At 51.7% G+C, this 13248-nt stretch carries 14 protein-coding genes; 4 read left to right on the forward strand and 10 right to left on the reverse strand.

The genetic code is table 11. The features are described from left to right. Nucleotides 1-310: 310 nt before the first annotated feature. Genes SK34_RS01935 through yobA form a run of 3 tightly spaced genes read right to left on the reverse strand, consistent with a single transcriptional unit; the run spans nt 311 to nt 1920 of the window. Nucleotides 311-649, reverse strand: a complete 339-nt coding sequence (locus tag SK34_RS01935) for a YebY family protein (RefSeq protein WP_003034934.1) — start codon at nt 647-649, stop codon at nt 311-313. Nucleotides 650-669: 20 nt separating this feature from the next. Then, the gene (copD, locus tag SK34_RS01940; protein ID WP_048232225.1) at nt 670-1542 is read right to left on the reverse strand and encodes a copper homeostasis membrane protein CopD; all 873 of its coding nucleotides are present in this window, start codon (nt 1540-1542) and stop codon (nt 670-672) included. A 3-nt stretch (nt 1543-1545) separates the two neighbouring features. Beyond that, on the reverse strand, nt 1546-1920 hold the full coding sequence (yobA, locus tag SK34_RS01945) for a CopC domain-containing protein YobA (RefSeq protein WP_003034928.1): 375 nt from the start codon (nt 1918-1920) through the stop codon (nt 1546-1548). A gap of 143 nt (nt 1921-2063) precedes the next feature. On the opposite strand from yobA, the gene SK34_RS01950 reads away from it, so the two are divergent. The 3 genes from SK34_RS01950 (at nt 2064) to exoX (ending at nt 3743) form a co-directional block, all read left to right on the forward strand. Beyond that, the gene (locus SK34_RS01950; RefSeq protein WP_003034925.1) at nt 2064-2294 is read left to right on the forward strand and encodes a DNA polymerase III subunit theta; all 231 of its coding nucleotides are present in this window, start codon (nt 2064-2066) and stop codon (nt 2292-2294) included. Nucleotides 2295-2400: 106 nt separating this feature from the next. Further along, on the forward strand, nt 2401-3057 hold the full coding sequence (locus SK34_RS01955; RefSeq protein ID WP_046671220.1) for a carbon-nitrogen hydrolase family protein: 657 nt from the start codon (nt 2401-2403) through the stop codon (nt 3055-3057). A gap of 23 nt (nt 3058-3080) precedes the next feature. Next, entirely contained in the window at nt 3081-3743 is a 663-nt protein-coding gene (gene exoX, locus SK34_RS01960) for an exodeoxyribonuclease X (protein ID WP_003841659.1), read from the forward strand. Here exoX and ptrB read toward each other — a convergent pair. The 4 genes from ptrB to yebG all read right to left on the reverse strand — a co-directional run bounded on the left by ptrB (nt 3734) and on the right by yebG (nt 7394). Continuing rightward, nucleotides 3734-5788: an oligopeptidase B gene (ptrB, locus tag SK34_RS01965; protein WP_197081262.1), complete on the reverse strand. Its 2055-nt coding sequence runs from the start codon at nt 5786-5788 to the stop codon at nt 3734-3736. The genes exoX and ptrB overlap by 10 nt on opposite strands. A gap of 86 nt (nt 5789-5874) precedes the next feature. Next, a complete protein-coding gene (locus tag SK34_RS01970) occupies nt 5875-6534 on the reverse strand; it encodes a tellurite resistance TerB family protein (RefSeq protein ID WP_016150461.1) in 660 nt (219 codons plus the stop codon). A gap of 94 nt (nt 6535-6628) precedes the next feature. After that, nucleotides 6629-6982 (reverse strand): protein YebF, encoded by a 354-nt coding sequence (gene yebF, locus SK34_RS01975; RefSeq protein WP_003034909.1) that lies wholly within the window; start codon nt 6980-6982, stop codon nt 6629-6631. A 121-nt stretch (nt 6983-7103) separates the two neighbouring features. Further along, nucleotides 7104-7394, reverse strand: a complete 291-nt coding sequence (gene yebG / locus SK34_RS01980) for a DNA damage-inducible protein YebG (RefSeq protein WP_003034906.1) — start codon at nt 7392-7394, stop codon at nt 7104-7106. 131 nt (nt 7395-7525) lie between these two features. Between yebG and purT the strand changes: the two genes are divergently transcribed. After that, nucleotides 7526-8704: a formate-dependent phosphoribosylglycinamide formyltransferase gene (gene purT, locus SK34_RS01985; RefSeq protein ID WP_048232229.1), complete on the forward strand. Its 1179-nt coding sequence runs from the start codon at nt 7526-7528 to the stop codon at nt 8702-8704. Nucleotides 8705-8769: 65 nt separating this feature from the next. On the opposite strand, the gene kdgA is transcribed toward purT, so the two are convergent. The 3 genes from kdgA to zwf all read right to left on the reverse strand — a co-directional run bounded on the left by kdgA (nt 8770) and on the right by zwf (nt 12966). After that, nucleotides 8770-9411 carry a bifunctional 4-hydroxy-2-oxoglutarate aldolase/2-dehydro-3-deoxy-phosphogluconate aldolase gene (gene kdgA / locus SK34_RS01990; protein ID WP_003034901.1) on the reverse strand — a complete coding sequence of 214 codons (642 nt, stop codon included), beginning with the start codon at nt 9409-9411 and terminating at the stop codon, nt 8770-8772. Between the two features lie 34 nt (nt 9412-9445). After that, on the reverse strand, nt 9446-11257 hold the full coding sequence (gene edd / locus SK34_RS01995) for a phosphogluconate dehydratase (protein ID WP_003841668.1): 1812 nt from the start codon (nt 11255-11257) through the stop codon (nt 9446-9448). 233 nt (nt 11258-11490) lie between these two features. Further along, nucleotides 11491-12966, reverse strand: a complete 1476-nt coding sequence (gene zwf / locus SK34_RS02000) for a glucose-6-phosphate dehydrogenase (RefSeq protein ID WP_003034896.1) — start codon at nt 12964-12966, stop codon at nt 11491-11493. Nucleotides 12967-13248 lie beyond the last annotated feature (282 nt).

A 13248-nucleotide genomic window follows, 5' to 3' on the forward strand; every position in this document is an offset into this window, starting at 1 on the left:
CAGCATGCGATAAGACGTGTTTTGCCCTGGATGGCATCGCATTCGCCACATAAAAAGAGACCGAATACGATTCCTGTATTCGGTCCAGGGAAATGGCTCTTGGGAGAGAGCCGTGCGCTAAAAGTTGGCATTAATGCAGGCTAAGTTACCCTGCCATTTAAGAATAGATGACAGCGCCAGGTTTTCCAGTCCGCGACTAAAGTGGCCGGAAAAAAAGGACGTTTGTTACGCATCCAAACGCAAAAACCGCAAGTTCTCGTGTGAGATCCTTGCGGTTTTTTATTGGAAATCAGAGCGCTACATCTGACAATTAGCAGAGCTTTTCTGCACGCTCCACAAACGGTGCCAGGCTCATTTTTTCGCCAGGTTTCGCCGGATCATCAATCTGGATAATCTCGATCGGCTTTGCCGTGGTTTTTCCGCTCTCCATCTGCTGTCTGGCAACATCATTCAACGGGTATTGCACCAGCGTACTGGGATTGATGACATACAGCGCGTTACCCGGGCGGCAGGTCAGCATCACCTCTTCCCGATTAAACGCCCACTTATCTTTGCCAACCTCAAAACGGCTGACGGTAATGACCTGCGGCGCAGCCAGCGCGGCTCCGGAGCTTGCCAGGAGTAATAAAGAGATAATGATTTTTTTCATGCGTTTCGCCAGTCCATCAATCAGAAAGGTTCAAGGGTTGCGAACAGGCTGACAATTGCCAGCACAACGGCTCCTATACCCCATTCCAGCTTGGTCATCCAAATAAAATAGAGAGTCATGCCGCGGTTATCCTGCTGCATGCGTGGTACCAGAACATACCGATTCACCAGCGCAATCGCCACCATTAGCATGACCAGGGCACCTTTTAACAAAAGCAGTCGCCCGTAAGCCATGTGCCAGGGAACAGAAAAACCAACAATAAACAGCGCATTCATAATACCGGTAAGTAAAACACCGATAACAAAAAGATGCCCGTAGCGGGAGAAACGCATCATGGTGCTGATGGCCTGTTCTCGCCAGCGGCCATGCGCCATTCGCATACAGTAAAGTACGGGTAGCAGGCCACCGAACCAGGCGGCGGCGCATATCAGATGCAAGGCATGGTTAACCTGCTGGATTGCCCCAGTAACACCACTATGCAGCGTCGCATGCCCGACGCCAGCCAGCAAAATAAACTGCGCAATCGTCAGCATTAACAGCCGTCGCGGCATGCTACGCGGTACGATAATAACCACCATCAGAGTGACCAGCGCGAGGATAATCTGCCATAACCAGACGCCGCCAAACTGCGTTTGCAACACCGCGCCCCATACATCTGTAGAGATAACATCCCGCCAGCCTGAGCCCATTAACCCGCCCTGGATCGCCAGCATCAGCGTCGCGCTGATAAAGCTCCACGTTGCGGCATGCCGTTGCAGACGCAAAAAACGACGCATCATTAAACGACGAACCGAAACGGGAGCCAGCCATGCGCCGTAAAGCGCACAGCCAAACACCAGCATCAACGTGGTAAAATGGATAAACCGTAATGCAACCCAGGTAAATGCCAGCATCGGTTATTTCACGCTAAAGGTATATTGCCCCTTCGTCTTGTGACCATCCACGGAAACAACGTGCCAGTCGACCGTATATTTTCCAGCTTCAAGTGTTTGATCAAGCGGAACAATCAGCTGTGTTTTGTCCTGCTCACTGCGTGACGCCTTACCCGTTTTGATCTGTTCTTTGTTTGGACCTGTTAGCTTTGCGCCGCTGAATCCCGGCTCTACGCCTTCAGAAAAATTCAGCGTCAACGCCTGAGGAGATGCCGCAACCTCGGCATTAGCCGCCGGGCTTTGTTTTGTGAGGTGGGCATGCGCCAGGGCGGCGGGCGTTGCCAGCACGCTGGCGAGTACGATGAGAGCGCTGCGAAGCATAGATGCAGATGAAGCCATTTCAACTATTCCTTTTTGTTATGTCTAATCTATAGAGAATAACCTTCTACAATGATCGAGTCGAGAATCATCATTTCGGTCTTGCCATTAATGCACACTCTTAGTAACTTTGCGCGCCGAAAGACAGAGAAAAGGAGAAGCCCATGAACATCAATCTGGCCAAACTTGAGCAAGCGGAAATGGATAAGGTCAATGTTGACCTGGCCGCTGCGGGTGTAGCGTTTAAGGAGCGATACAACATGCCGGTTGTTGCCGAAGTTGTTGAGCGTGAACAGCCCGAACATTTACGCGACTGGTTTCGCGAAAGACTCATCGCGCACCGACTGGCATCCGTTTCCCTTTCACGTTTACCTTACGAGCCTAAAGTTAAATAAAACTTATACTACGTTACGATTCCTTACATGATGGCTGCTACAGTATAAGTATATTCTTAATCTATACTTTCAGGATGATTGTAGACACTATGAAAAGGAAATCATTATGTCACACTGGAAAATCGCAGCAGCGCAGTACGAACCTCTTCACACCTCAGTTACCGAGCATGTCGCACATCACCTGCAATTCATTCAGGCAGCCGCCCAATGCCAATGTGAATTGCTGGTCTTTCCTTCCCTCTCCTTGTTAGGTTGTGTTGATGAACATGACGCGCTTCCTGCCCCGCCCGATGAATCGCTGTTAGAACCTCTCGCCCATGCCGCCGTGACTTATCGTATGACAATCATTGCGGGACTACCGGTGGAACATAACAACCGGTTCGTAAAAGGCATCGCGCTCTTTTCTCCCTGGATGACCTCGCCCTTAACGTTTCATCAAAGTCACGGAGCCTGTATCGCCAGACAGCAAAATGCCATTAGCGTAGTGGATAGCCAACCGGAAGGTATCGATATCGACCCGGCTTACTCCCTATTCACGAGCAGTCAGTCCATTAGCGAACCCGAATTGCTCTCCTCCACATCTCGTCTACAGAGTTTCTCGCATAAGTTTGCCATAGCTGTATTAATGGCCAATGCGCGTGGCAGCAGCGCGTTATGGGATGAGCGAGGCCGATTGATTGTTCGCGCAGACAGCGGTTCTTTGCTGTTAACCGGTCAACGCACGCCACGGGGTTGGCAAGGTGATATCATTCCATTACGCTAGTCGTTTTGGGTCAGGAGCATGGCATGTTGCGCATAATAGATACAGAAACCTGTGGTCTACAGGGAGGCATTGTTGAAATTGCTTCTGTCGATGTGGTTGACGGAAAAATAGTCAACCCAATGAGCCACCTGGTACGCCCTGACCGCCCCATCAGCCCACAGGCTATGGCTATCCATCGCATTACTGAAGCAATGGTGGCCGATAAGCCGTGGATTGAAGACATCATCCCGCAGTATTACGGCAGCGAGTGGTACGTGGCGCACAATGCCAGCTTTGACCGCCGCGTATTACCCGATATGCCCGGAGAGTGGATTTGCACCATGAAGCTCTCCCGTCGTTTGTGGCCGGGGATCAAATACAGCAACATGGCGCTGTATAAATCGCGCAAGCTGAGCGTACAGACGCCAGCGGGTCTCCACCATCACCGCGCCCTGTACGACTGCTACATCACTGCTGCACTCCTGATCGACATCATGCAGACGTCAGGCTGGACAGCCGATCAAATGGTCGATATTACCGGCCGTCCCGCGTTACTCACTACTTTCACTTTTGGTAAGTACCGCGGAAAACCGGTATCAGAAGTGGCTGAACGCGATCCGGGCTATCTGCGCTGGTTATTTAATAACCTTGATAATATGAGCCCGGAACTGCGATTAACGCTAAAACACTATTTGGATCACGCCTGAGCAGGCAGTGTTCCCTGCGCCAGTCCAATCAAAAAAGCGTACTCAAGAGCCACACCTTCGTAAGATTTAAATCGCCCGGATTTACCGCCGTGTCCGGAATCCATATCCGTGCAAAGTAGCAGCAAACGATCGTCCGTTTTCAGCTCACGCAGTTTTGCCACCCATTTTGCTGGTTCCCAGTATTGCACCTGGGAATCGTGTAATCCCGTCGTGACCAGCAGATGCGGATACGCCTGCGCGGTTACATTGTCATACGGGCTGTAGCTTTTCATATAGGTGTAATACTCTTCGTCCTGTGGATTACCCCACTCTTCAAACTCACCGGTCGTCAGGGGAATTGATTCATCGAGCATTGTGGTCAGCACATCGACAAACGGCACCTGCGCAATAACACCATGGAAGCGTTCCGGGCGCTCATTAATGGCGACGCCCATTAACATTCCCCCGGCGCTTCCTCCCATTCCATAACATAACTCAGGCGCGCCATAGCCCATTTTTAGCAGCGCATCACAGACGTCGAGGTAATCATTAAAGGTATTTTTCTTGCGCAGAAACTTACCGTCCTCGTACCACTGTTGTCCTAATTCACCACCGCCACGCACATGGGCAATGGCGTAAACAAAGCCGCGATCCAGTAAGCTTAAACGGCTGCTGCTGAAATCGGCATCCATGCTGGCGCCATATGAGCCATAGCCATAAACCAGTAACGGATTTTTTCCTTTCAGGAAATACTTTTGATGATAAACCAGCGAAACCGGAACCTCGGTGCCATCACGTGCCGTTATCCATACGTGTTCGCTACGGTAATTCGCCGCATCAAATCCGGGGACCTCCGTCTGCTTAAGCACACGACGTTCCCCGGTGTCCATATCCAGTTCAAACAATGTGTCCGGGGTAGTCATGGAGGAATAGCCATAGCGCAGGCGCGATGTCTCCGGCTCTGGATTATAGGCAAGCCAGGTCACATATGCCGGATCGTCAAAGGCGATCCCGACCACTTCGCGCGTTTCACGATTAATCTGCCGCAGGCTGGTTAAGCCCCGCTGACGCTCTTCTACCACCAGCCAGTCGGTGAATAACGTAAAGCCCTCCAGCATCACGTTGTCACGCGGTGGGATCAGCGTCTCCCAGGCTTGTTCATCACGAACACGGGTACGGTACAGGCCGAAATTTTTCCCCTGACGGTTGGAGCGCAGATAAAAATTGTGCTGATAGTGATCGAGACTGTATTCGTGGTCTTTGCGTCGCGCTAAAAAGACCAACGGTTCGGCATCTGCCAGTTCTGCATCAAGCAACAAAACTTCACTGGTGGTCGCACTGGCAATGTGGATAACCACATAATGCAATGATGTGGTTTTATGCAGACTGACATAAAACATGTCATCGGCTTCTTCATACACCAGCTCATCCAGTGACGATGGCGAGCCGACTGTATGTCGCCAGACCTGATACGGCAATAACGTCGTTTCGTGCTTGCGCACGTAATAGAAAGTCTGAGAATCATTCGCCCATACCAAATCCGCTTCGACGTTTTCCAGCACTTCCGGATACCAGTTGCCGCTTTGCAGGTTGCGAAAACGCACGCCATATTGCCGGCGAGAGAGATAATCTTCGGCCAGTGCCATGATGGTGTTATCCGGTGATATCGCCAGTCCTCCCAGCGTATAAAACTCGCTGTGTGCCGCGCGCTGGTTCCCATCCAATAGAGTATCCCAATCATCCCACTCTTCACTGAAGGCAGACTGACGCTGATAAATGGCATATTCGCACCCCGGTTCATAAATATGCCGGTAGCGATAACCATTCTTCACATAGGGGGCAGAAGCATCCTGAGGTGGGATGCGGTCGATAATCTCTTTCAGGACGCGATCCTGCAAAGCCTGCTGCGAGGCCATAACCTGACGGCCATACGCATTTTCTTGTTGCAGATAATCCAGCACTTCTGGCTGCGAGCGAGTGTCATCTCGCAACCAGTAATAATTATCAACACGAGTATCGCCATGCTGCGTCATGGCGTGGGGAATACGAGAAGCTTTTGGTAGCATGTCATTGTTCTTTTGCTTAAACATCCTATAAGGGTGGCAAAAGACAGCAATGATGCAAGCGAAACATGCGCCTTAGCGGTAAGTAATTAACCCGGTAACGCCTGTTTTTGTTCCTTGAGATCCTGTTCAATGCCTTCACGAACATCCTGCGGGATCTTCAACGCATCGCCCAGCGCGTTGAGATAACTACGTTCCATAAAGTGGTCGATATCAATCGCCGCACAGCTCAGGAAGTAAATTTCTAGCGCTTCTTCTTCGTTACGGATCCCATGCGCCAGTCGTTGAGGGTCTAACGGTTGTTCGATGGCGCGTTCAATCAGAATGCGGCCCTGCTCTTCCACGCCCGCTTCACGGAGCTGCTGCTCAATGGCGCTACGTTCTTTGGCATCAATATGGCCATCGCTTTTCGCCGCAAAAACCAGCGCCAGAATCAGACGTTCAGTTCGCTCATCCAGCGGTGAGCTTTGTGCGCCAAACTGCGGCTCATCCTGATGCGCTACGCGAACTTTATCCTTGTACTTGTTCCATAACACAGTCCCGGCAACCGCGCCTCCGCCCACCAGAAGCGCGCTGGTGCCGTATTTACTCAGTAATTTACGAGAAGATTTGTTGGCAACCAGTAATCCTGCCAGACCGCCTAACGCGCCTGGAACGAGAAGTTTACTCAGCCCTTGCTCGCCAGAAGATGACGCGGAGGAAGCTTTTTGCCCAAGAAGAGATTGTAGTTGATTTAGCCAGTTAGCCATTTTGCCCCTCAAGTACAGACGAATAATCATCAAAGCGTACCCGAGGGGATGTCAGGAAGTGTTCAGGTCATCAAAAGATGTGCAAATACCTCCGTTACTGCGGCTGATACTCCGCTGTTCCGGCTTTGCAGTCGACTTTTACCTGATAGTGAATATCCGCACTTTTACCGCGAACAGTCAGGGGAACTGACCATTTCCCGTCTTTGCCCGTAATATCGGGCGTGTTTACCCAGGCGACAGGATCGGCTTGCCCGACGCGCTTTTGATCGTCAGCCCAGCGCGCGATGCGATTTTGTTGATAATCACGTTTCACGCTCGCCGCAATACCGTTAGCGTCCAGTCCCTCACACTTGGGGAACTGGACGTTTTTGCTTTCCATATTTGCCGCAAATACAGATACGCTGGCAGACAGCAGCAGCAGACTCAATAACGTTCTTTTTTTATACATTCTTTTCTCCTTAATCTCCCCTTCGTCATTCAGATTGCCTCTAGCAACGAGAAATAACGTCAGGGATTGCACAATGATTCAGGGAAAAGCATGGTACAAAACGTCAGGAGCGCAAGTCGTTTCAGGCAGCCTGAGTATCATCCCCAGCGTGCGCATCGTTTTCGACAGCCTGCGGCGAAGGCAGCTTGCCATTTTTCAGAATGGCGCTCAGCACATCTTTTTGCTCAGCCAGCCACAGGGAAAGCGCTTCGCGCTGCTCGTCTTCAAGCGCTACCGGCGATTGCTCCAGCCATGTGTCGAGCAGATCTGCTGTATCCAGCATTTTGTCATACGCATCGGCTTCCTTTTTGCTGGTAAACGACATTTTTTCCTCACCTTCCCGAATGACAACGTATTTAACTTCAACCGCCATTTTGCAGCCTCTTAAATTACCTGTATTTATGTACAGTATATTCTTTTTAAGCCCTGAAATCAACCTGGTAATAAAGACAGACGCAAACGTTTTCGTATATACTGCGCCCAGATAAAACAGGGGATTAATTTATGACGTTATTAGGCACAGCGCTGCGTCCAGCAGCAACGCGAGTGATGTTATTAGGTTCGGGAGAACTGGGTAAAGAAGTGGCAATTGAATGTCAACGCCTGGGTGTGGAAGTCATTGCCGTGGATCGTTACCCCGACGCGCCAGCCATGCACGTTGCCCATCGCTCATACGTTATCAACATGCTGGATGGCGAAGCATTACGCCAGCTCGTCGAGCGTGAAAAACCACATTATATCGTGCCGGAAATTGAGGCGATCGCCACGGATATGCTGGTAAAACTGGAGCAGGAAGGCCAGCGTGTTGTGCCATGTGCAAGAGCAACGCAACTGACCATGAACCGGGAAGGAATCCGTCGCCTCGCCGCCGAAGAATTGTCTCTACCGACCTCTTCTTACCGCTTTGCCGACAGTGAAGTCCGCTTTCGCGAAGCCGTCGCTGAAATCGGCTATCCCTGCATCGTGAAACCGGTAATGAGTTCGTCCGGTAAAGGACAAAGCTTTATCCGTTCAGCCGATCAGCTCACTGCAGCCTGGGACTATGCTCAACAGGGCGGTCGGGCTGGTGCCGGACGCGTTATCGTCGAAGGCGTAGTGAATTTTGATTTTGAAATCACCCTGCTAACCGTTAGCGCCGTTGATGGCGTGCATTTCTGCGCGCCGGTTGGACATCGACAGGAAGATGGCGATTATCGCGAGTCCTGGCAGCCGCAGCAGATGAGTGAACTGGCGCTGGCGCACGCGCAGGAGATTGCCCGCAAGGTGGTTCTGGCGCTGGGTGGTCACGGACTGTTTGGCGTGGAGCTGTTTGTCTGCGGTGATGAGGTGATTTTCAGCGAAGTCTCCCCTCGCCCTCACGACACGGGTATGGTGACCTTAATTTCGCAGGATCTGTCTGAGTTTGCCCTGCACGTACGTGCATTTCTCGGTCTGCCCGTTGGCGAAATCCGCCAGTATGGGCCTTCTGCTTCCGCTGTTATTCTGCCGCAACTTACCAGTCAGAATATCACGTTTGATAACGTGCAGGCCGCTGTAGGTGCGGGTATGCAAGTTAGGTTCTTTGGCAAACCGGAAATCGACGGGAGCCGTCGTCTGGGCGTTGTGCTGGCCACAGCACAGAGCATTGAAGATGCGGTGATACGCGCGAAAGACGCGGCCGCACAGGTGAAAGTTACTGGATAAAAAACGGGCCGAATGGCCCGTTACAGATTCGATGCCCGGTAGTGATTACCGGGCATTTTGCGCAATTATTGCTTCGCGCCTTCAACAGCCTCACGAGCCAGTTTGGTAATGCGATCGTAATCACCCGCTTCCAGCGCATCCGCCGGAACCAGCCAGGAACCGCCGATGCACAGCACGCTTTTCAGTGCCAGGTAGTCGCGGTAATTCGCTGGAGAGATACCACCGGTTGGGCAGAAACGGACCTGTGAGAACGGACCCGCAATCGCCTGCAGCGCTTTAGTACCGCCATTTGCTTCAGCAGGGAAGAATTTGAACTCTTTCAAACCGTAGTCCATACCCAGCATCAGTTCAGATACGGTGCTGATACCAGGGATCAGCGGAATAGTGCCTTCAGTTGCGGCTTTCAGCAACGGCTCGGTCAGACCCGGACTGATAGCAAACTGTGCACCGGCTTCGGTAACTTCAGCCAGCTGTTGTGGATTCAGTACAGTACCTGCACCAACGATAGCGTCCGGAACTTCTTTTGCGATCGCGCGAATGGCATCCATCGCACATGCGGTACGTAGGGTCACTTCCAGAACGCGCACGCCGCCTGCAACCAGCGCTTTTGCCATCGGCACTGCGTGTTCCAGTTTATTAACCACGATAACCGGTACAACCGGGCCAGTGGTCAGGATTGCTTCTGCACTTGTCTTCCAGTTTTTCATCAGAGTTTTCTCTCGCCTGATTACAAAATAAGTCTTAAAAAGTGATACAGGTTGCGCCCTGTTCCGCACCGGACAGCTTTTCACGCAACGCGCTGAACATTTCACGGCCTGTGCCCACGCGCGATGCGCTGAGGTCAGGAATATGAGGCTGACGAGAAGCAAGTTCCTCTTCATCAACCAGCAGCGTCAATTCACCTGTCTGTCCATTCACACGAATGATGTCGCCATCGCGTACTTTTGCCAGCAGCCCGCCATCATAGGCTTCTGGGGTTACATGGATTGCTGAAGGCACTTTACCTGAAGCACCTGAAAGTCGTCCATCGGTAACTAACGCAATTTTGAAACAACGGTCCAATAATACACCAAGTGGCGGCATGAGTTTATGTAATTCTGGCATTCCGTTTGCTTTTGGTCCCTGATGGCGCACAACTACTACGCAATCACGGTCGAGCAGTCCCGCATCGAAGGCAGGCAATACATCATGCTGACTTTCGAAAACAACCGCGGGCGCTTCAATCACCTGATTTTCTACCGGTACCGCCGACGTTTTCATCACTGCGCGGCCGAGGTTTCCACTCAGCACTTTGGTGCCGCCGTGGTGGGAGAAAGGCTGGTCAAAGGTGGCTATCACGTTGCTGTCCAGCGACTTCGCCGCACCTTCACGCCAGTCCAGCTCACCCTCGTTGAGCCAGGGTTCCATGGTGTAGCGCGATAAACCAAACCCGGCAACGGTGTTCACATCTTCATGCAGCAGACCCGCGTTAAGCAGTTCGCGCATTAACACCGGCACGCCACCCGCCGCCTGGAAGTGGTTAATGTCTGCCGGACCATTCGGGTACAGACGCGCCATCAGCGGCACAATATCGGACAGATCGGAGAAGTCGTCCCAGTTAATCAGAATACCGGCTGCGCGCGCCATCGCGACCAGGTGCATTGTATGGTTAGTGGAGCCCCCGGTCGCCAGCAGCGCGACAATACCGTTGACCACTACTTTTTCATCGATCATTTTACCGATCGGCATCCATTCATTGCCGTTGCCGGTCAGACGCGTTACCTGACGAGCCGCAGCGGCGGTCAACGCTTCGCGCAGCGGCGCATCCGGGTGCACGAATGAGGATCCTGGCAGTTGCATCCCCATAAACTCCACTACCATCTGGTTGGTGTTTGCCGTGCCATAGAACGTACAGGTACCCGGTGCGTGATAAGACGCAGCTTCGGATTCAAGCAGCGCCATACGATCGACTTTACCTTCAGCATACAACTGACGGATACGCACTTTTTCTTTGTTCGCCAGACCACTCGCCATCGGGCCGGAGGGAATAAAGATCGAAGGCAGATGACCAAATGACAGTGCCGCCATCACCAGACCCGGGACAATTTTGTCGCACACGCCAAGGAATAACGCGCCGTCGAACATATTATGTGAGAGGCCCACAGCAGCCGACATAGCAATCACTTCGCGACTCAACAGCGAAAGCTCCATCCCATCCTGTCCCTGGGTCACACCGTCGCACATCGCAGGAACACCGCCAGCGACCTGGCCTACCGCATTGGCTTCATGCAGCGCTTTACGAATGATGTCCGGGTAATGCTCGTACGGCTGATGTGCGGAAAGCATATCGTTATAGGAGGTAATGATCGCGATATTGTTACGCAGCATGCTTTTCAGCGAAGCCTTGTCATCCGGCTGGCAGGCAGCAAAACCATGCGCCAGGTTACCGCACGCCAGTTGTGAACGATGAACGGTAGTCGATTTCGCTTGTTCAATACGGGCAAGGTAGGCGGAACGTGTGTCGCGAGAACGTTCGACGATACGTTGTGTTACGCGTAACAAATTCGGATTCATAGAGGCTCCTAAAATTTATCTGTCAGAGCGTTGGAAAAACAATGTGTTTCAGTTGGGTTAAAAACAGCTGAATCGCTTGTTAGCCGTAGCTCAGGGGCAAAATCGTTTCAGGCAGTGTAATAAAAAAAGCCCCGCGGGTGAATCCACGCGAGGCTTAAAAGTGCAAAAATTATTCTACAATCTGTGTTAGATCATGTTACCGGTAAAATAACACCTATGGGCTAGATGATATTTTACTCGAATTCGTTCCAGGAACGACCATCACGGGTAATCATGGCCACAGAGGCAACCGGTCCCCAAGTCCCGGCCTGATAAGGCTTCGGCGCGTCGTTGTCCATTGCCCAGGCTTCGGTAATAGAGTCGACCCACTTCCATGCTTCTTCAACTTCATCTCGACGCACAAACAGCGCCTGAATGCCGCGCATCGTTTCAAGCAGCAGACGCTCATAAGCGTCGGCCAGATGTGTTTGGTTGAAGGTTTCGGAGTAGCTCAGATCAAGTTTGGTAATTTGCAGGTTATGCTTGTGATCCAGACCCGGCACTTTGTTCAGTACCTGGATATCGACACCTTCATCAGGCTGCAAACGGATGGTCAGCTTGTTCTGTGGCAGGTCCTGCCAGGATTCTCTGAACAGGTTCAGCTCAGGCGTTTTGAAGTAAACCACGACTTCAGAGCACTTGGTCGGTAAACGTTTACCAGTACGCAGGTAGAATGGAACACCCGCCCAGCGCCAGTTATCGATATCCACACGGATTGCCACAAACGTTTCCGTATTGCTGCTCTTGTTCGCACCTTCTTCTTCCAGGTATCCCGGAACTTTTTTGCCCTGGGCAAAACCGGCGGTGTACTGACCGCGAACCGTTTTTTCTCGCACGTTCGAACGATCGATGCGACGCAGTGATTTCAGTACCTTCACTTTTTCATCACGGATGCTGTCAGCGCTCAGATCGGACGGGGGAGACATCGCGATCATGCATAGGATTTGCAGCAGATGGTTCTGGATCATGTCGCGCATCTGACCGGCCTGGTCAAAGTAGCCCCAGCGCCCTTCAATGCCCACTTCTTCCGCCACGGTAATTTCTACGTGATCGATAGTGCGGTTATCCCAGTTGTTCACAAACAGGGAGTTGGCAAAACGCAGTGCCAACAGGTTCAGTACCGTCTCTTTGCCGAGATAGTGGTCGATGCGGTAAACCTGGCACTCTTCGAAATACTCGCCGACCTGATCGTTGATTTCGCGCGATGTTGCCAGTGACGTTCCTAACGGTTTTTCCATCACCACGCGGGCAGGCTTAGCATTCAGCTTTGCTTCACCCAAACCTTTGCAGATTGCGCCAAAAGTGCTTGGCGGCATCGCGAAATAGTTAATAGTGGTACGTGATTTCTGATCCAGCATTTCACCCAGACGGCTAAATGCGGCGGTATCATTGACGTCCAGATTACAAAACTCCAGACGACCGCTGAGGGTCTCCCATAAACCTTCATCGATTTTTTCTTTCATGAAGGTTTCGAGCGCTTCGCGCACAACCTTGGTATAAGCTGCTTTGTCCCAGTCGGCACGCCCAACCCCAATGATACGGGTTTCCGGGTTAATCTGGCCGGCCTTTTCCAGTTGATACAGGGAAGGCAGCAATTTCCGTCGCGCCAGGTCGCCCTTCGCACCGAAAATGACCAGGTCACATGCCTGGGCTGTTTGCGTTACCGCCATGTCATTCTCCTCAATTAAGTGCCTGGTGCTTTTGCCAGACACTGGTTGTAATTTTATTACAGTGCACTGTACTGCTTTTACGTGAATCCGGAAACCGTAAACGCTTATCCAGCCGTGCTGTTACCGCGAACAGCCGCTTTATTGGCGTATAACCCATCAAAATGGATAAAAAAGTCGTATTTTCCGTACCCATGACGAAGTATGAAAATCCGACTCCGATCATGTAATGAAAAAAAACAACAACTATTCTGTCCATTTTGCTCCGTTGCTGCATTAGCAGGG

It is taken from the genome of Citrobacter sp. MGH104 (assembly GCF_001034485.1).
In the GTDB taxonomy this organism is placed as follows: domain Bacteria; phylum Pseudomonadota; class Gammaproteobacteria; order Enterobacterales; family Enterobacteriaceae; genus Citrobacter; species Citrobacter freundii.

Bases quoted from the DNA above. Each gene is read 5' to 3' on its own strand.
- SK34_RS01935 (WP_003034934.1), bottom strand. From the start codon at position 649: ATGAAAAAAATCATTATCTCTTTATTACTCCTGGCAAGCTCCGGAGCC.
- copD (WP_048232225.1), bottom strand. From the start codon at position 1,542: ATGCTGGCATTTACCTGGGTTGCATTACGGTTTATCCATTTTACCACG.
- yobA (WP_003034928.1), bottom strand. From the start codon at position 1,920: ATGGCTTCATCTGCATCTATGCTTCGCAGCGCTCTCATCGTACTCGCC.
- SK34_RS01950 (WP_003034925.1), top strand. From the start codon at position 2,064: ATGAACATCAATCTGGCCAAACTTGAGCAAGCGGAAATGGATAAGGTC.
- SK34_RS01955 (WP_046671220.1), top strand. From the start codon at position 2,401: ATGTCACACTGGAAAATCGCAGCAGCGCAGTACGAACCTCTTCACACC.
- exoX (WP_003841659.1), top strand. From the start codon at position 3,081: ATGTTGCGCATAATAGATACAGAAACCTGTGGTCTACAGGGAGGCATT.
- ptrB (WP_197081262.1), bottom strand. From the start codon at position 5,788: ATGCTACCAAAAGCTTCTCGTATTCCCCACGCCATGACGCAGCATGGC.
- SK34_RS01970 (WP_016150461.1), bottom strand. From the start codon at position 6,534: ATGGCTAACTGGCTAAATCAACTACAATCTCTTCTTGGGCAAAAAGCT.
- yebF (WP_003034909.1), bottom strand. From the start codon at position 6,982: ATGTATAAAAAAAGAACGTTATTGAGTCTGCTGCTGCTGTCTGCCAGC.
- yebG (WP_003034906.1), bottom strand. From the start codon at position 7,394: ATGGCGGTTGAAGTTAAATACGTTGTCATTCGGGAAGGTGAGGAAAAA.
- purT (WP_048232229.1), top strand. From the start codon at position 7,526: ATGACGTTATTAGGCACAGCGCTGCGTCCAGCAGCAACGCGAGTGATG.
- kdgA (WP_003034901.1), bottom strand. From the start codon at position 9,411: ATGAAAAACTGGAAGACAAGTGCAGAAGCAATCCTGACCACTGGCCCG.
- edd (WP_003841668.1), bottom strand. From the start codon at position 11,257: ATGAATCCGAATTTGTTACGCGTAACACAACGTATCGTCGAACGTTCT.
- zwf (WP_003034896.1), bottom strand. From the start codon at position 12,966: ATGGCGGTAACGCAAACAGCCCAGGCATGTGACCTGGTCATTTTCGGT.